Below are 17891 nucleotides of genomic sequence, written 5' to 3' on the forward strand. Positions count from 1 at the left end.
GGTCCCGCATCCCATCACGCGCGGATCCGCGCGTTTTTCGCATCCCAGACCGGCTCATCCGCCTGCACCACCGCCGCGAACCGCTCCCCGAAGATCTCAACCTCAAGCGCCTCACCCGGAACATTCAGATCAGCCCGCAACATTCCGAGACCAATGCATTTTCCGACCCGATGCCCAAAGTATCCGGACGTCAGCTCCCCCACGACCTGATCCCCTTTCCAGATCGTCGACATATAGGGCGGATCAAAAGCACCCGCTTCGATCACCAGGGTCGCAAAGCGCTTTGAAACTCCGGCCTGATTCTCGGCCTCCAGGGCTGCGCGACCGCGGAAATCAGCTTTCCCCCAATCGAAAAATCTCTCAAGACCGCCCTGCAAGACACTGTAATCAGTTGACAGATCGCCCTTCCAGCCGCGATAGCCTTTCTCGATCCGCAGCGAATTCAGCGCAAACATCCCAAAGGGTTTCAGCCCCAAAGGCGCGCCTGCCGCCAGGATTGCGTCCCAGACCACGGGCGTATCGGCCAGGCGGGAATGGATCTCCCAGCCAAGCTCCCCGGCAAAACTCACCCGCGCCAGCCAGACCTCGCGCCCGGCAATCCGCCCGGTCTGATGCGACAGCCACCCTTTCGCAAGATCAGCCTCCGTCCCCGCCGCCTCCAGCACCGCCCGCGCCTGAGGCCCGGTCAGGATCTGGCAGGACCAGTCATTGGTGACCTCGGCCAGGGTCAGCCCTGGCACAAGGTGCCGCTCCAGCCAGGCCCGGTCATGTGCCTCGGCCGTTGCTGCCGTGATCAGCAGGATCTCATCTTCCGCAAAGCGGGCGACCGACATTTCCGTGACGATCCGGCCCTTCTCATCGGCGAAATAGGCCAGGCCCAGCCGCCCGACCGATGGCAGCTTGCCGGTGGTCTGCGCCAGAAGCCAGGCCGCCGCGCCCTCACCCGACAGCCAGTAACGCGAGAAGCCCGGCAGATCGAGGATACCGCAGGCATCGCGCACCGCCTCACATTCGGCCTTCACCGCACCGAACCACGGCCCTTCGCGCTTCCAGGTGCGCTGCGCCGCCTCAGTGACGTCATCGCCGGGCCGCGCATACCAGAGCGCACGCTCCCAGCCATTAAAGGGCCCGAATTGCGCGCCCATCGCCGCCACCCGGTCATGCACCGGTGAGAGCTTCTTGCCGCGCCCCTCGCCCCAGGCGTGATGCGGGAAATGCATCGCATATTCGTTGCCATAGACTTCCTTGCCCTTGGCGACGCAGTAATCGTGATCCTCAAACCCGGTAAACCGGCGCGGATCGCAGGACCACATATCCCATTCGGTCGCGCCCTCGGTGATCCATTCGGCCAGCACCTTGCCGGCCCCGCCGCCCTGGCAGATGCCAAAGGTGAAGACACAGGCCTCAAAGGCGTTCGGCACACCGGGCATCGGCCCGATCAGCGGATTGCCATCCGGCGTATAGGGGATCGGCCCGTTGATAACCTTTTGCAACGCGGCCTTCTCCAGCAGCGGGACCCGGGCCATCGCGTCAGCAATATGCCATTCCAGCCGCTCCAGATCATCGGGGAAGAGCTGAAAGCTGAAATCCTCCGGCATCGGGTCATCGGGTGTCGCCCAATGCGCACGGCAGGGATTCTCATAGGGCCCAAGGTTGAAGCCCATCTTCTCCTGACGCAGGTAATAGCTCGAGTCGACATCGCGCAACAGCGGCAGCTTGGCGCCGCTTTCTTTCGACCAGGCCTCCAGCTCCGGGATGGTGTCGAACAGGAGATACTGATGGCTCATCACCATCATCGGCACCCGGCGGTTGAAGAGCCTGCCGACCTCGGCCGCATAGTACCCTGCGGCATTGACGACATATTCCGCCCGCACCTCGCCCTTCGGCGTCGAAAGCACCCATTCAGAGCCGGTCCATGTCGCGGCCGTGACCGGACAAAACCGCTCGATGCGCGCCCCCATCTGGCGCGCGCCGGTGGCCAGCGCCTGGGTCAGCTGCGCCGGATCAATATCGCCGTCATAGGGATCATAAAGCGCCCCGGTCAGATCATGCGTTTCCAGGAAGGGATAGCGCCCCCGGATCTCATCCGGCCCCAGCACTTCCAGATCCATCCCCTGGTAGCGCCCCATGCCGGCGACACGCTTAAACTCCAGCAGCCGCTCCTCGCTATGCCCCAGCCGGACCGAGCCGGTGACATGGTAATTCATCGGATAGCCGACCTCATCGCCAAGCCCGCGATAAAGCCCCGCCGAATAGCGCTGCATATTCATGATCGACCAGGAGGCGGAAAATGTCGGCACATTCCCCGCCGCATGCCATGTCGAGCCGGCGGTCAGCTCGTTTTTCTCCAGCAGGATCACATCTTTCCAGCCTGCTTTCGCAAGGTGGTAAAGGGCCGAGACGCCCACCACGCCCCCCCCGATGATCGCGACCCGCGCGCTGGCCAGTTCTGTCATTTTACTCTCCCTGATTGCCTCCAATATCCGCCAGCTTCCCGCCCCTTTCAATTCGGCGCAGAGCCGGCTATTGATCGGCCTATCCGATCAGAACCGCTGCTTTGGTCTTCCTCTTGACGGCAATACTCCGGGGGTCCGGGGGCTGGCCCCCGGCGGCTTCAGAAAGAACGCAGCCATGCAAATCGAACTTATCGAGACCTTCCTCGATCTTGCCGAAAGCCGCAGCTTCCACCGCACGGCCGAGCGCCTCGGCGTCACGCAATCGACGATCTCGGCCCGCCTCCAGGTGCTGGAAACCGCGCTCGGCGCGCGGCTCTTCGACCGCTCCCGCGCCGGCACCATGCTTACGACCGAAGGCAAACGGTTTGAGCCCCATGCCCGCATGTTGCGCCATGAATGGAACGAGGCGCGCCGCCATATTCAGGTGCCGACCGGCGCCGGGCATCTTCTGCGGCTCGGGATCCAGAATGACCTTTCGGCGATTTATCTGGGCGAATGGGTTGTCGGGATCCGGCGGCAATTCCCCGATATCGCGCTTCATATCGAGCCCGATTATTCTAATCAGATGTGCGCTGATCTGCTCACGGGCATCCTCGATTTCGCGGTGATGTTTTCACCAAAACCGCATCCGGATCTGCATTTCGAAAGCCTTGGCGATGCCGGCTATCACATGGTCTCGACCGAAGTGACTGCGCTTTCCGGGGTGCGGCCGGAACGGTTCATCTTCTCGCATTTCTCGCCCGCCTTTCAGGAAATGCACCGCCAGGTCACGCCCGACCTGGTGAATTCACCGATCTCGGTCGGGCAAAGCGGTTCGGTCACCTCACTTCTGATGGGAATGGGCGGCACCGGCTATGTGCTGGAGGCGACTGCCAGGGAGATGATCGCTGCCGGCAAGGTCATGGCGGTGGCGGATGCGCCGGTGCTGCGCCAGCCGGTCTATGCGGCGATGCATATCAGGCACCGGATCACGCCCCTGCACCGAAAGCTCAGCCGGATCGTCAGCCGCAAGCTTGGCGGGCATGGTGCGTTTCTGACGCCGCCGGAGGCATGACGGCTGTCGGATGCCTCCGGCGGGAGTATTTAAATCAAGCGGAAATTCAGTCGCGCCGGATCGGGTTGGTCCAGGCGCGCCGGCCAGCAGCATCGATCACCACAACGCGGATCCAGGGCGTGTCGCCCTGCCAGTTCAGCGGCACTTCGGCGCGGGTCATGGAGGATCCATGTGTGACGTTTGAGCTTGACCCATGGCCGATGGCAATGACCCATTCCACGGCGGTGCACTCGACGATGACCCGGTCGCCCTCAACGCGGAAATCATGGATTTCAGGGCCCTGGCTCGAATAGAAATCGCCGCGTTTCAGGGCTTCCAGCAGGGCTTCGGGGGTGTTTTCCTCAGCCTTCACCATGGTCCAGCCGCCAAAGGCATCGGGAACCGCGAAATGGGAATCGTCGGTCGCGATCAGGGTGATGTCGCGCCCTTCCGAGATCAGCAGATCGGCAATCGTGCCGCCATCGCCGCGATCCGCGCCGACCGCCGAGCCGTGGTTGTAGATCTCGACCGCATGGGCGGCGGTGATCGAGCGCGCATCGTCAAGGGTCATCCCCGACCAATGCGGATGCGCGATGGTCACGAAGGCGCCGGCGGCGGCGGCACGGGCCGCGATGTCGGGGCCGGTTTCCTGGCCCGGATGGGCATGGAAATCAGCGCTGCCCACTTTCGGAAAATCCAGCGGCAGGCCAACGGCAAGGATATGCCAGAGTTCGCCGTTTTCCATCGCGCCGGAATGCAGCTCTGCCCCCAGAATGGTCGTGAACCCTTCGGCCCGGAACGGCCGGGTATCAACCAGCGGATAGTCGTAATGCCCGACATAGTGGTCGGTCAGGGCCATGAAATCATAGCCTTCCGCCTGGTAGCGGCGGCAGACCTCTGCGGGCGGCAGCGCGCCATCGGAGCGGTCCGAATGGCAGTGGAGATTTCCGCGCCAGAAGCGGCCGGGGGCGGTGAAGGCGGATTGGCGGACCATGTCTGCTCCGGTTGAAGGGCATATTGAATAACCCTGGCCGCCGGCAAGGGCGGCATGGGTGGCGGGGGCCAGGGACCATATCGCCGGCTCCGGTAACGCTGATGCGACAGGGACGGCGCCGCCAACTCTGCCGCGCTCCAGAGGCGGCGGCAAGGCCCCACCTCGTTGCGGCGCATGGCCGGCATGTCGTTTCGCCGGTTGCAACGGGGGCCGCGCATCCCGATGCGAAAACCACGGCCAGAGCGGCCACGCTGTCTGACCCCATTCTGATTGGCACCGGCGGGCCCGATCATACGGGGCCTGGCCGTGATCACAGGCGTGATATGCAACCTGTTCCGCGACAGAAGGCAATGCGCAGGCCCTGCCCCACAATAGCAGCGGGCGACCTTGCGTGCCGCCGGAACCCTGCTGCGCCCCTTGCTCCGACGAATCCGATCCGACCGGTCACAGCTCCTGGCAGGAGGACCCAATGCGGATCATCATCGGCTGCGAAATCTGATCGCGCCTGCTCCCCATTTACGGGGTCAGTGCAAGGCTGCGGATCGTCGCGTCGATCTCATCAGGTTTCGCGGCGTCCCGGCGTCGGGGGATTTTTCGGCCTGGTCAGCAATCGCCCCTCCGATGAAGGCTTTGGCTTCATAAGCAAGGAAGCGGATGACAGAGAGCCAGCGACCAGCCGCGCACGCGCCCGGGCGCTTCAGCGCTGTCGACAAAGACGTCGCGCGGTGGCGGCAGCCTGTGTCGGGTATCATCGGCGAAACCCTCTGCCCGAACCGGCTCCTTCTGCGAGCGATATTGACAGTCGCTGCATCTCAGGAGGGCATTTGACGGTCACGAAATCCCCCTGGGCATGAGGATATCATCCCCGGGGTCTTTGCAACGCCATCGCCTCCTCGCAATGGCGAGCGGAATGCGCAATCGGGCTTCGCAATCTCCTGCGTCACTGCCGGGCCGCCGCGCGCAGCGAAGGCGAGAAGGGCAGCTGTTGCGAGCGGCTGGCGGTCGATTCAGGTCGCCATGACTTTCCAACTCGGGAGGGTCCCATCCCACCTTGCGGCTTTTGGGGCGGTTCGGCCATTCCCGGCAACAGAAGGCGCCGTGCCGGGATGCTGAACAGCAGCTTCATGCCGGCAATCCTGCGGGGACCCGGCGGCGTCACAGCAGGGATCCGCATGCAGGAACGCGCAACGCGCGGATGAGCCTGGGGGAGCGGTAGACCGAAATCGCGGTGCCGCATCCTCGCCTTGTCCGCGAGGGCCTCCGGAACGCGGTCAAAATGCGCGGTCATATGGTGAGGAAGATTGAGTGCCGATGTGCCAATCCGGGACGGGCACCGCCCCCGGTTCCTGCTCAGCACGCGACGACCTCCCTCTGCCGCAGGGCTCAGTTCGAAATGCCGCCGCACAACACCCGTTCGATGAGGACGCCGCCCGTATTCTCTGCGAGGGACATGCCGCCAGGCGCAACCGGATACAGAACGCCCGGGAGACCGGTCGTGCCGATTGCAGGAAGGATCTCGTCCGCGTCACCGCCGGCCATAAGAATTGGTTGCCGCCCTCGGTGCCAGTGGTCCCGCCCGAACAGGTTAAGGATCGGATGTTCGCGGGCCTCACAGAGCCGGAACAGATGGGCGACGCGAAGGAAACGATGCGGGCGCGGATCGAAGGCCTGACGCCGATGCCGGTTCCGCCCCCGATGAGAACCCGAACGGGCTTTCGATCCACTTTGACTGGGCTTTGGCCCAAGCTGTTGCTTCTCGCCAGCGGGCTGCCGGTCAGGGGTGGTATCCATCTGGGTCCGGAAGGGCTGAATGGTTAAAGAGGCGCCGGAACCGATTTCTAATGGCATGACAAGTTTGAGGAATTATCGGTTGCGCAGGCCGGATCCGGCTGCAAAGCCCGGTGCGAAAGCCACCATCACCGAACCGATGGATCCGCGCATCATCCGGGCATCATCCGGGCAACGGCGATTGCTGCTGCCTTTGTTGCGGCAGAAAAACAAAAAGCATCGGCGCTGAAGGATCCTGCAGGCCGCTTTGCCGATATCGGGGACCAGGCTGCGCCGCCTGGCGTGACCGCCCTGGTAGCAGCCTGAGCAATATGTCGACTGCCTGCGCGATCACCACGCAATGCGGGGCCTCGGGGGGCATCCCGGGGGGCATCTTGGGGGGCATCTTGGGGGGCATCTGGCAATGATACCCTCGCACGGGCGGCGGGGCCCGAGCAGCGTACCGGGTCCGGTGGCTGCCAGGCTGCGGTCTGAGAGGGGGTGGTCTGTGCAGGGCGGCAGGATGGGAATGTCTTTCCCCCGTCACAAAACCCCGCTACTTCCCTGGAGGTCATGACATCAGCCAGCCCGACGGACCCCACTCCCCCCGCCGATCGCCGTGAGGCGCCTTTGCCCGCGCGCGCCCCGGCGCCGTCGCTGGCTGAAGTGTCGGCGGCGTTCTGGCGGATCGGCCTTTGGTCCTTTGGCGGCCCGGCAGCACAGATCGCCCTGTTGCACCGGGTGGCGCTGGAGGAAAAATCCTGGATCAGCGAGGAGGAATATGCGCGCGCGCTGTCCTTTTGCATGCTGCTTCCCGGCCCCGAGGCGATGCAGCTTGCAACCTGGATCGGCTGGCGGCTGCGCGGCGTTAAGGGCGGGCTGATTGCGGGCGGGCTTTTTGTGGCTCCGGGCGCGGTGCTGATCACAGTCCTCGCCGCGCTCTATACCGGGTTTGGCACTATCCCCCTGATTCCGGTGCTGTTTACCGGCATCCAGGCGGCGGTGCTGGCGATTGTCGCAGCAGCCCTGATCCGGCTTGGGCAAAGGGCGCTGCAAATGCGGGAGGCGCGGATCATCGCGCTTTTGTCCTTTCTCGGCCTGTTTGTCTTTGCCCTGCCCTTCCCGCTGATCCTGCTGGCGGCAGCGCTTTGGGGAGGGTTGCAGGCGCTGCGACCGGCATTGCGACCGGGGCTGCCAGAGGGGCTGCGCGCGGCCAGCCCCCCGGCCATAGAACCGCCCCCGCCCGCCCGGGCTGCCGGCAACATCTGGCGCGAGGCCGTCTGGCAAGGGGCGCTCTGGCTGGGCCTCTGGCTTCTGCCACTGGCCCTGCTGATGATCTTCGGGCCAGAGCGGCTGGCAGAGATCGGGGTCTTTTTCACGAAACTGGCGGCGCTGGCCTTTGGCGGCGCCTATGCGCTGATGGCCTGGATGGCGCAGGAAATGGTCGATCTGCGCGGCTGGCTGACGACCGGGCAGATGATCGACGGGCTGGCACTGGCGGAATCGACGCCGGGGCCGCTGATCCTTGTCACCGCTTTCACCGGCTGGATCGCGGGGTTTCAGGACGGCGGCCCCCTGATGGCGCTTGGTGGCGCGGGCGTCGCGCTCTGGATGACCTTCCTGCCGTCATTTCTGTTCATCTTCACCGCGAGCCCCTTTATCGACAGGCTGCTGGCCGTGCCGGTGCTCGCCGGAGCCATGGCGCGGATCACGCCTGCTGTCGTCGGGGTGATCGCCAATCTCTCGCTCTGGTTCGCCCTGCATGTGCTGTTCACCGGCCATCGCGGGATCAGCGCCGGACCGGTGCAGATGCTGCTGCCTGACCTCGCGACGCTGAAACCCCTCTCGCTTGCCATCGCTTTGGCGAGCGGTGTTGCGCTCTGGCACCTGCGCCTTGCGATGCCGCTTGTTCTGGCGCTGGCCGCCGGCGCCGCCCTGCTGCTCTCGCATTCGTGACTGCCGTAAATCGGGGCAGTTTCGCCGCCGCCCTGTCCGCAGGCAGCGAGTTTTAGGCCAGAGGTGCGCGCTCGCCCCTTTCCTTGACGGCCAGATGTTTTATGGTGGCGCGAAATGGCGGGGGAACCGGATGACGCGCAGTATCGACTATGGAAACCTGATGCATCAGGCTATGCGCAGCCTGATCCGCTCGGTGCTGGATGAAGTGGCGGCACATGGCCTGCCCGGGGCGCATCACTTCTTTATCACCTTTGACACCACCCATCCCGATGTTGCCATCGCCGACTGGCTGAAAGAGCGCTACCCGACCGAGATGACGGTGGTGCTGCAACACTGGTTCTCGGGGCTTGAGGTCACGGATGAGGGATTCACCGTGACGCTGAACTTCGGCAATTCACCCGAGCCGCTGGTGATCCCCTTTGATTCCGTGCTGACCTTTGTCGATCCCTCGGTCGAATTCGGGCTGCGCTTCGAAAGCCAGCATGATGAGGAGGAGGAGGAAGACGAGACGGATGAGGGCGAGGAGGAGGCAGAAGATGCCGAACCCCCGCCGCGCCAGGAGGCCGAAGTGGTCAGCCTTGATCAGTTCCGCAAGACCTGAGCCCAGGCACTGAGCCGGGGACCTGAGCCGGGGACCTGAGCCGGAGATCGCCCCCGCGCGTGTCATCCGTCTGTCAGCATGACCCGCCAGGCTGAGACGGGAACGACCCGGTTTTTCGGCGCCCGGGACAGCGTCTGAGGCGACACATCTGGCGCTTATTGCGGCCAATGGCGTACCCGGCGCCGCCTGACCGTGCCGCAAGAGTTACTGCGAAACAACCGGTTCATCCAGCGGATGGGCCTGGGACATGACCCGGGAGCAATCCCGTATGAGGACAGGATAAGCGATGGAAAGTGATCTCGCATTGTTCCGGAGGCGCCTTATGCGCAATCCCCGGCAGATCTCGGCCATCGCGCCCTCGTCGCGGGTGCTGGCCCGTGCGATGACAGCGAAGATCGGCCCCGACAGCGGCAAAGTGGTGGAATTCGGCCCCGGCACCGGACGGTTTACCGAAGCCATTCTTGCGCGCGGCCTGCCGCCCGAGAATCTGACGCTTTTCGAGCTGGATGATGAATTTGTCGATTTCCTGCGGCGGAAATTTCCGCGGGTGGCCGTGCATAAGACCGGCGCGCAGGAGGTGGGGGCAATTGTCGGCAGCGGCGTGTCGACGGTCATCTCGGGCCTGCCGCTTTTGTCGATGCCGGACCCGGTGCGCCGCGCGATTGTCGGCGCCGCCTTCGATGTGCTGGAGCCGGACGGGGAATATGTACAATTCACCTATGGCCCGCGCCCGCCGGTGCCGCCCGAGATCATCAGCGATCTGGGCCTGGCGGTGGACAGGGGCCACAAGGTCTGGGCCAATCTGCCGCCGGCACGGGTCTACCGCTTTCGCCGCGCGTGACTGCGGCGGCGGCGCCTGTCAGCCGCCGGAGGCGCCGGGGCTCTGCCCCGGACCCCGGAGTATTTGTGTCATGAGGAAGGGGCTTGCGCTCTGAATGACAGTTTTGCCGATTCCGCGCATGGTCTGGATGCTGGGCTTTGTCAGCCTGCTGATGGATGTATCCTCCGAGATGGTGAACACGCTTTTGCCGGTGTTTCTGGCCAGTGGGCTCGGGGCATCGGCGCTGGTTATCGGCTTTATCGAAGGGCTGGCCGTGGCCGTGGCCACGGTGACCAAAGCGCTTTCCGGGGTTCTGGCGGATTGGTCGGGGCGGGCGAAACCGCTGGCAGTGCTGGGTTACGGGCTTGGCGCGCTGTCGCGGCTGATCTTTCCGCTCGCGATAAGCCTGGATCAGGTCGTGCTGGCCAAGGCGATGGACCGGGTTGGCAAGGGGATCCGGTCTGCGCCACGCGATGCGATGATCGCCACCGCCACGCCGGCCGCGATCAGGGGCGCGGCCTTTGGCCTCAGGAAATCGCTCGACAGTCTGGGCGGCTTTCTCGGGCCGCTCCTCGCGATTGCCGCCATGCTGGTCTTTGCCGGGGATATCCGGATCGTGTTCTGGCTTGCGGTGCTGCCGGCGGCTTTCGCGATTTTTCTGCTGATCTTTCGGGTCAGGGAGCCGGTGGCGGCGCAGGCCGGCAAGGGCTCCGGCTTCCGGTTTCGCGATGCGCTGCGGCTGACCGGCCCGGTCAGGGGGGTCATTGCGCTGGCGGGGCTGATCATGCTGGCGCGGTTTTCCGAGGCATTCCTTTTGTTGAAAGCGCTGGAGGCCGGGTTCTCGCCGGTCTGGGTGCCGCTGATCATCGTGGCGCTGCATGCGGTTTATGCCCTGGCGGCCTGGCCGGTGGGGATCTTCTCGGACCGGCTGGCAGCCTCCGGGCGCGATCCGGTGAGGCTGCCGCTGCTGATCGGGCTCGGGCTTCTGGCGGGCGCGCATCTGGTGCTGGGCCATTCGCATAACGCCCCGGTCTTTCTGGCCGGTGTGGCGCTTTGGGGGCTGCATATGGGGTTCAGCCAGGGACTTCTGGGCGCGATGATTGCAGCAAGCGCGCCGCCCGCGCTCCGGGGCAGCGCCTTCGGGGCCTTTAACCTTGCAAGCGGTCTGGTGATGCTGATCGGCAATACCGCCGCAGGCTGGGCCTGGGTCAGCTGGGGATCCTCCGCGCCGTTTCTGATCGGCGCGGGCATCTCGGTTCTGGCGATGGGTCTCGTGGCGCTGCGGCCCCGGACTGCGTCTCAGAACCCGTAAATCGCGCCGAATTTCGCTTCGAGATAATCCAGAAGCGGGCCGGCGGACGGCTCTTCGCCACAGGCGCGGGCAATGGTCTCGCGCGGGCTGTACAGGGCACCGTGACGGCGGAGGTTTTCCCTGAGCCAGTCATTTGCTGCACCGATCTCGCCTGCGGCCAGATCCTGATCGAGCCCCGGCAGATCGGCACGCAACGCCTTGAAAAGGCAGCCGGCGTAAAGATTGCCCAAAGTATAGGTCGGGAAATAGCCGAAAAGACCGATCGACCAGTGCACGTCCTGGAGCATCCCGTTCGAAGGCCTGTCGACCGCCACGCCGAAATCTTTCAGGAAGCGGTCATTCCAGGCAGATTCCAGGTCGCCAACCGCCAGATCACCGCGCATCAGCGCGCGTTCGAGATCAAAGCGCAGCATGACATGGAGGTTGTAATGCACCTCATCCGATTCCGTGCGGATATAGCCTGGCGTGACGCGGTTCACGGTGGCGAAGAACTCTTCGGGGTCGGTGATACCGAATTCGCCGAAACGGTCGCGCATCTCGCCGAACAACCATTCGGTAAAGGGACGCGAGCGGCCAAGCTGGTTCTCGCAGATCCGGCTCTGGCTTTCATGGACCCCCATCGAGACGCCGCCGCCGATCGGGGTCAGCAGGAAATCGGAATCGACGCCCTGCTCGTAAGCCGCATGGCCGGTCTCGTGGATGGTGGAGTAAAGGCAGTTGAACGGGTCGCCTTCGGCCACGCGGGTGGTGATGCGCACATCATCGCCCGACCCCGAGCAGAACGGATGCACGGCGGTGTCGATGCGGCCGCGTTGCATGTCATAGCCAAAGACCATCGCAAGGCGGCGCGACAGCCGGATCTGGGCATCGGCCCCGAAACTGCCGGTCAGCGCGGCAGGTTTGCGCGGTGAGGCAAGGATCTTTTCGCGCAAAGCCACGAGGCGCGGGCGCAGCGCGTCGAACATCGCGGCGCATTCGGCCCCGGTCATCCCGGGCTCGTAATCATCGAGCATCGCGTCATAGCTGTCGCCACCGGAAGCGAGTGCCTGGCCCTCTTCGCGCTTCAGGGCGACGACCTTCTCCAGCGTCGGCAGGAAAGACGGGACCGCCTCATTCGCCCGTGCCTCGGCCCAGATGCCCTGCGAGAGCGAGGTCACCCGCGCGATCTCCTGCGAAAGCCGCGCCGGCACTTTCAGCGCGCGCTCGTAAGAGCGGCGGATTTTTGCAACCTGGGCTTTCGCGACCAGCTCGACCGGCTCGACCTTTGACAGCCAGTCACCGACACGCGGGTCAGAGCGGCGGGCATGCAAAACACCCTCCATCGCCGCCATTTCCTCGCCGCGCTGCTCGGCGGCATCGCGCGGCATCATGGTCTCCTGATCCCAGGACAAGCGCCCCGCCACCTGTTCCAGCGCCGCGGTCTCGCGGGCATGAGCCATCAGCGCGTCATAGACATCAGCCATCAGGCGGTTCCTTTCCGGATCGAGCCCGCAACCGGGTATTGCGACAGGTAGCGCGCGCGCAGGATCAGCACCCAGAGGATCACCGCGCCGATCTGATGGGTGATCGCCACATGCAGATGCGCCGAGGTGAGAACCGCCATCATGCCAAGCCCGGCCTGGGCCACCAGCATCAGCATAACCATGTTGAACGCAAACCTGGTATCACGATGCGCGGATTTGCGACCGCGCAGCCAGACGACCACGCCGAAGATGAACAGGAGATAGCCCGCCATCCGGTGCATGAACTGCACGAGGCCGGGGTTTTCAAAGAAGGCGTGCCAGACCGGCAGCACATTGCCCTGCATATCGGTCGCGTAAAACGCATCCGCCGGGAAGAAGCTGTCGCCCATCAGGGGCCAGGTCGGAAAGGCACGCCCGGCGTCAATCCCCGCGACCAGCGCCCCCAGAAGGATCTGCAGGAAGGCGAAATGCATGAGGCCAGTGGACATTGAGAAGAGCTTCGCCTCCCTGCCCCGCCTGGCCGTCATCAGCGCGGATTCGCTGCGCGACAGCAGGAAGACATACCAGCCGATGAAGCCAAGGATGATGAAGGCCAGCCCCAGATGCACCGCCAGCCGGTAAGAGGCGACGCGGATCATGCTGCCCGAGAGGCCCGAAGACACCATCCACCAGCCAATCGCGCCCTGCAGCCCGCCAAGCGCCCCGATCAGCAAAAGCCGCTTTGACCAGCGCGGCGGGATGGATTTCGTGACAAGAAAGCCAAGGAAACCAATGGCCCAGATCAGGCCGACCAGGCGGCCAAGCTGGCGATGCGCCCATTCCCACCAGTAGATCGTCTTGAACTGATCCAGCGTCATGCCGGTATTTGCCAGCTCGTATTGCGGCGTCTGGCGGTATTTATCGAATTCCGCCGTCCAGGAGGCGAGATCCATCGGCGGGATCGCCCCGGTGACCGGGCGCCATTCGGTGATCGAGAGGCCCGAGCCGGTAAGGCGCGTCAGCCCTCCGACCACGATCATCGCGACGACCAGCAGGAAAAGCACGATCAGCCAGACCCGGATCGCGCCGCGCGCGCCCCTGTGGCCCTGATCGATCATCCCGCCTGTAACGCCGGACTTCCCCGGTTGTTTCGGGTTTTTCGAGGTCTCGCCGACCTCTTCGAAAATGCTGCGTTTTCCGGCCATGGTGCCTTCCTTCGTGACGGGCGCGAGACTAGGCCGGGCGCCCCCTGGCTTCAAGGTGGCAAAGCATCCGGCCGGAGCTGCTTCACAGGGCGTTTCGGGCGCTTGCCACCAGCGGCTGTGGCGACTATCAGGCGCCAGAACCATCAGACCGGAACGGGGCGCGCAGCAGATGAATATCCTGATCCTTGGCGGCGGCGGGCGTGAACATGCGCTGGCCTGGGCGGTAAAGCAGAACCCGAAATGCGACCGGCTGATCGTGGCCCCCGGCAATGCCGGCATCGCTCAGATCGCAGAATGCGCCAGCCTTGATATTCTGGACCAGGCGCGCGTGGTGACGTTTTGCGAAGAAAACGCCATTGATTTCGTGATCGTCGGCCCCGAGGCGCCCCTTGCGGCAGGCGTGGCGGATGCGACGCGTGCCGCCGGGATCCTGACCTTCGGCCCGAGCCGCGAGGCGGCACAGCTTGAAGCGTCAAAGCGCTTTACCAAAGAGGTTTGCGACGCCTGTGCCGCCCCGACCGCAGCCTGGGCGCGCTTTACCGAAGCGGCGCCGGCAAAAGACTATATCCGTGCCCAGGGCGCGCCGATTGTGGTCAAGGCCGATGGGCTGGCGGCCGGCAAAGGCGTGATCGTCGCAATGACCGAGGCCGAGGCCCTGGCCGGGATCGACGATATGTTCGGCGGCGAATTCGGCGAGGCCGGCGCCGAGGTGGTGATCGAGGAATTCATGCAGGGCGAAGAGGCGAGCTTCTTCATCCTGACCGATGGCGTGACCGCGATCCCCTATGGCACCGCCCAGGACCATAAGCGGGTCGGCGATGGCGATACCGGCCCGAATACCGGGGGCATGGGCGCCTATTCCCCGGCACCGGTGCTGACCGAAGCGCTCCAGACCCAGGCGATGGAAAAGATCGTGTTGCCGACCATCCGTGAGATGGCGCGGCGCGGCACCCCCTATCAGGGGGTGCTTTATGCCGGGCTGATGATCGATGACGGCCCTGACGGCGAACGCCGCGCGCGGCTGGTGGAATATAACTGCCGCTTTGGTGATCCGGAATGTCAGGTGCTGATGATGCGTCTTGGCGCCCAGGTGCTGGATCATCTGATTGCGACCGCAGACCAGCGGCTTTCGCAGGCAAAGGTGAACTGGGCCGATGATCATGCGCTGACCGTGGTGATGGCGGCGGCGGGCTATCCGGGCGCCTATGTGAAGGGGAGACGGATCCAGGGCCTTGAGGCGCTTCCCGAAGACAGCGGCCATATGGTGTTCCATGCCGGCACCGTGGCGCGCGATGGTGATGTGCTGGCCAGTGGCGGCCGGGTGCTGAATGTCACCGGCCGGGCGGATACGCTGAAAGCCGCACGCGATGCCGCCTATCAAATGGTGGATGGCATCGACTGGGCCGAAGGTTTTTGCCGACGCGATATCGGCTGGCGCGCGCTCTGACCCGCTGAATGCGCCTCTGGCCGGGGTGGAATGCCTCCGGCGGGAGTATTTTTCTCAAGAGGAAGATGCGGCCCTTCGGCGCGCGCGGCATTGTCATAATCACACTCCTATTGGCATGGCAGGCAAGGCGCTGCCACGCCTGGACGCGGCACAGGGAAAAGGACAGGCGCTGTGGTCTACAGGCTTGAAGAAGAGAGCGAGGCAGACTGGTGGGAGGTCGAGGCGCTTTACGATCTCTGTTTTGCGCCGGGGCGGACGGCTTTGTCGTCGTATCGGCTGCGGGACGGTGTGCCGACCATCGCGCCTTTATGCCTCTGTCTGCGGGATGGCGACGGGATCCTCGCCGGGGCGATCCGCTATTGGCCGGCAAAGATCAGCACGGTGGATCTGCTGCTTCTCGGCCCGGTCGCGGTCCACCCGACGCGTCAGGGCGAGGGTCTGGGCGGGCTGCTGATCTCGGAAAGCCTCGCCGAGGCGCGCAAGCTGGGCTGGGAGCGGGTGCTTCTGGTGGGCGACGCGCCCTATTACAGCCGCTTTGGCTTTGAAAAACTTGCAGAGGTCGTGATGCCGCCCCCGACCAACCCCGACCGGGTGCTGGGGCTGGAGCTGAAAGCGGGCGCCTGGACAGGGGTTGCCGGCGTGGTTTCGCGCGCCACCTGATGCCGCCTGGCCACGCGGTCTCGCTTCCTGCGGGGCATGGTCTTGTGCGGCGGCGCGCCCTCCCCATATGCGGTTTATGAGCCATGAAGACATGACCCTGCCCCATCTGCCGCTGCCCGCCGAATGCCGGGCCGGCGTCGATGAACTCGCGCTGCGCTGGAAGAAGGCCAATGGGCCGGTGATGGCGCTTCTGACCCGCTTTGGCGGCAGGCTGGAAGACCAGATGTCGATCCTTCCCGCAGGCTTTCGCGAGCGGGCCGAAGGGGTGACTGCGGCCGCGCTGGAGCGGGCCTGGATGGTGGCCCGCCAAGGCGGCAGGCTTCCCGGCACCGGGGATCGTGGCACGCTTGCTGCTGCGATTGGGGCAGGGATTGCCGGCGGCGCCGGTGGGATCATGGGCGGGCTTGCCGAACTTCCGTTCACAATCACCGTGCTGTTGCATGCGATCCGGCGGGAAGCTGAAAAGCTGGGTTACGACCCCGACGATCCCTGGATCATGTCTGAGGCGCTGCGCACCTTTGGCTCGGGCAGCCCGATTGCGGCGGATGACGGGAGCAATACGGCGTTTTTCTCGGCCCGCGCGGCCCTGACCGGGCCAGCGCTGAACCAGCTGATCGCCACCGTCGCGCCGAAGCTTGCCGCGACCCTTGGCCAGAAGCTTATGGCCCAGGCGGTGCCGGTGATGGGGGCGGTTTCGGGCGCTGCGATCAATGCCGCTTTCCTGCGCTATTACCGCGAGATGGCCGCGATCCGCTTCGGCCTGTTGCGCTTGGCCGAGGAACACGGCGCCGGGCCGGTGCTGGAGCAGTTTGCCACCGCAACCGCCCGGCCCCGCATCACCTGGACCTGATCACGATCTGAGGTCTATCGCAAAGACGCGAGCAGCGCGGCCGAGGGCTCACCCGTCACCGCCATACCATTGCGGGACTGCCAGGCCGAGATCGCCTCGCGCGATTTCGGACCGATCACGCCATCGCTGCCACCGGTGTCAAAGCCGCGCGCGGTCAGGCGCCGTTGCAGATCCTGGCGGTCGGCTTTTGTCAGACCGGTGCGGTCCGGCCCGAAATCCGCCCTGACCGGGCCGCCGCCCCTGATCCGGTCGGCCAGATGCCCGACGCCGATCGCGTAATTCTCGGCATTGTTATAGCGCAGGATCACGTTGAAATTCTGCGTCAGCAGGAAGGCCGGCGTCCCTGCCCCGCCCGGCTGGATGATCGAGCCCGCGGAAAGCCCGCCGCCGCTGCGCGAGACGCCAAGCGCTTCCCATTCCGCCGCCGATTTCCCCTTGCCGCGCCCCAGAAGGCCCGCGTTGAAGCCCGGGGGCAGCGAGACCTCCATCCCCCAGGGCACCCCGCGCTGCCAGCCGGTGCGCGCCACGTAATTCGCAGTCGATGCCAGCGCGTCGGTCGGGTCATCCGACCAGATGTCGCGCCGCCCGTCGCCTGTGAAATCGACGGCATATTGCAGATAGGAGGTCGGGATGAACTGGGTGTGACCCATCGCCCCGGCCCAGCTGCCGACCATCCGGTCAGCCTGGACATCCCCGGCCTGAAGGATTCTCAGCGCGCCATCAAGCTGGCTCTCGAAAAACGCCGCGCGCCGCCCCTCATAGGCGAGGGTCGACAGCGCCGAGATCACCGGCACATTGCCGCGCCTTGTGCCGAAAAAGCTCTCAAGCCCCCAGAAGGCCGCGACGACATTGCCCTCGACCCCGTAGCGCTGCTCGATGGCGGCCAGCGTCGATCCATAGCGCGCATACATCTCACGCCCGAGCGAGACCCGCTCATCCGAGGCCGCAATCGACAGGTAGTCCTCAAGTGAGCGTTTGAATTCGGTCTGGTTGCGGTCCTTCTCGATCACCTCGGGCAGAAAGCCGGCATGGCGGAACCCGGCATCAAGCGTGCCGGCAGAAATCCCGCGCCCCGTGGCCCGGTTGCGGTAATTCGCGACCCAGCTGTCCCAGCCACTGTCCGCCACCGCACGCGGCGCCGGCGTCTCGCGGCTGCCGGGGACGGAGCCGCCCATGCGGGAGGCGCCCCCCACGCAGCCGGAAAGCAGCGCAAAACCAGCCGTAGTGGTGAAAAATCTGCGGGTAATCATAGCGCCTGCCTGCCTTTGTTTTAGATTTGGCGCAAGGTTACCCGATCCCGACCGTCAGTCAAAGCCCAGGCCAGGGCCCCGTCACCGCCACCGGCAGG

General features: G+C 64.9%; 14 protein-coding genes. 9 read left to right on the forward strand and 5 right to left on the reverse strand.

What is annotated here, in order from left to right; all coding sequences use genetic code 11:
- Nucleotides 1-14: 14 nt before the first annotated feature.
- Nucleotides 15-2456 carry an FAD-dependent oxidoreductase gene (locus JC607_RS18905; RefSeq protein WP_198838446.1) on the reverse strand — a complete coding sequence of 814 codons (2442 nt, stop codon included), beginning with the start codon at nucleotides 2454-2456 and terminating at the stop codon, nucleotides 15-17.
- A gap of 175 nt (nucleotides 2457-2631) precedes the next feature.
- Here JC607_RS18905 and JC607_RS18910 point away from each other — a divergent pair, with 175 nt between their 5' ends.
- Nucleotides 2632-3510 (forward strand): LysR family transcriptional regulator, encoded by an 879-nt coding sequence (locus JC607_RS18910; RefSeq protein ID WP_198838447.1) that lies wholly within the window; start codon nucleotides 2632-2634, stop codon nucleotides 3508-3510.
- 46 nt (nucleotides 3511-3556) lie between these two features.
- On the opposite strand, the gene JC607_RS18915 is transcribed toward JC607_RS18910, so the two are convergent.
- The gene (locus JC607_RS18915) at nucleotides 3557-4483 is read right to left on the reverse strand and encodes a CehA/McbA family metallohydrolase (protein ID WP_198838448.1); all 927 of its coding nucleotides are present in this window, start codon (nucleotides 4481-4483) and stop codon (nucleotides 3557-3559) included.
- A gap of 1810 nt (nucleotides 4484-6293) precedes the next feature.
- Between JC607_RS18915 and JC607_RS18920 the strand changes: the two genes are divergently transcribed.
- From JC607_RS18920 to JC607_RS18940, 5 genes are all read left to right on the forward strand, one after another.
- The gene (locus tag JC607_RS18920) at nucleotides 6294-6500 is read left to right on the forward strand and encodes a hypothetical protein (RefSeq protein ID WP_198838449.1); all 207 of its coding nucleotides are present in this window, start codon (nucleotides 6294-6296) and stop codon (nucleotides 6498-6500) included.
- A 380-nt stretch (nucleotides 6501-6880) separates the two neighbouring features.
- A complete protein-coding gene (gene chrA / locus JC607_RS18925; protein ID WP_233093014.1) occupies nucleotides 6881-8206 on the forward strand; it encodes a chromate efflux transporter in 1326 nt (441 codons plus the stop codon).
- Nucleotides 8207-8336: 130 nt separating this feature from the next.
- Entirely contained in the window at nucleotides 8337-8807 is a 471-nt protein-coding gene (locus JC607_RS18930; protein WP_198838451.1) for an SspB family protein, read from the forward strand.
- A 322-nt stretch (nucleotides 8808-9129) separates the two neighbouring features.
- Nucleotides 9130-9648 (forward strand): class I SAM-dependent methyltransferase, encoded by a 519-nt coding sequence (locus tag JC607_RS18935; RefSeq protein WP_233093015.1) that lies wholly within the window; start codon nucleotides 9130-9132, stop codon nucleotides 9646-9648.
- A gap of 94 nt (nucleotides 9649-9742) precedes the next feature.
- A complete protein-coding gene (locus JC607_RS18940) occupies nucleotides 9743-10939 on the forward strand; it encodes an MFS transporter (RefSeq protein ID WP_198838453.1) in 1197 nt (398 codons plus the stop codon).
- On the opposite strand, the gene JC607_RS18945 is transcribed toward JC607_RS18940, so the two are convergent.
- The gene (locus tag JC607_RS18945; RefSeq protein WP_233093017.1) at nucleotides 10927-12405 is read right to left on the reverse strand and encodes a carboxypeptidase M32; all 1479 of its coding nucleotides are present in this window, start codon (nucleotides 12403-12405) and stop codon (nucleotides 10927-10929) included. The two genes, JC607_RS18940 and JC607_RS18945, sit on opposite strands and share 13 nt — an antisense overlap.
- Nucleotides 12402-13586, reverse strand: coding sequence for a heme A synthase (ctaA, locus tag JC607_RS18950; RefSeq protein WP_198838455.1), 1185 nt, complete (start codon nucleotides 13584-13586; stop codon nucleotides 12402-12404). Before ctaA ends, JC607_RS18945 begins: the two co-directional genes overlap by 4 nt.
- Before the next feature lie 169 nt (nucleotides 13587-13755).
- On the opposite strand from ctaA, the gene purD reads away from it, so the two are divergent.
- The 3 genes from purD (at nucleotide 13756) to JC607_RS18965 (ending at nucleotide 16543) form a co-directional block, all read left to right on the forward strand.
- The gene (gene purD, locus JC607_RS18955; protein WP_198838456.1) at nucleotides 13756-15033 is read left to right on the forward strand and encodes a phosphoribosylamine--glycine ligase; all 1278 of its coding nucleotides are present in this window, start codon (nucleotides 13756-13758) and stop codon (nucleotides 15031-15033) included.
- A gap of 171 nt (nucleotides 15034-15204) precedes the next feature.
- On the forward strand, nucleotides 15205-15693 hold the full coding sequence (locus JC607_RS18960; protein ID WP_198838457.1) for a GNAT family N-acetyltransferase: 489 nt from the start codon (nucleotides 15205-15207) through the stop codon (nucleotides 15691-15693).
- A 91-nt stretch (nucleotides 15694-15784) separates the two neighbouring features.
- On the forward strand, nucleotides 15785-16543 hold the full coding sequence (locus JC607_RS18965; protein ID WP_198838458.1) for an EcsC family protein: 759 nt from the start codon (nucleotides 15785-15787) through the stop codon (nucleotides 16541-16543).
- A 14-nt stretch (nucleotides 16544-16557) separates the two neighbouring features.
- Here the strand turns inward: JC607_RS18965 and JC607_RS18970 are convergent, their stop codons facing one another.
- Nucleotides 16558-17793, reverse strand: a complete 1236-nt coding sequence (locus JC607_RS18970) for a lytic murein transglycosylase (protein ID WP_370584877.1) — start codon at nucleotides 17791-17793, stop codon at nucleotides 16558-16560.
- Nucleotides 17794-17891 lie beyond the last annotated feature (98 nt).

The organism is Paracoccus sp. IB05 (genome assembly GCF_016405985.1).
In the GTDB taxonomy this organism is placed as follows: Bacteria; Pseudomonadota; Alphaproteobacteria; order Rhodobacterales; family Rhodobacteraceae; genus Pseudogemmobacter.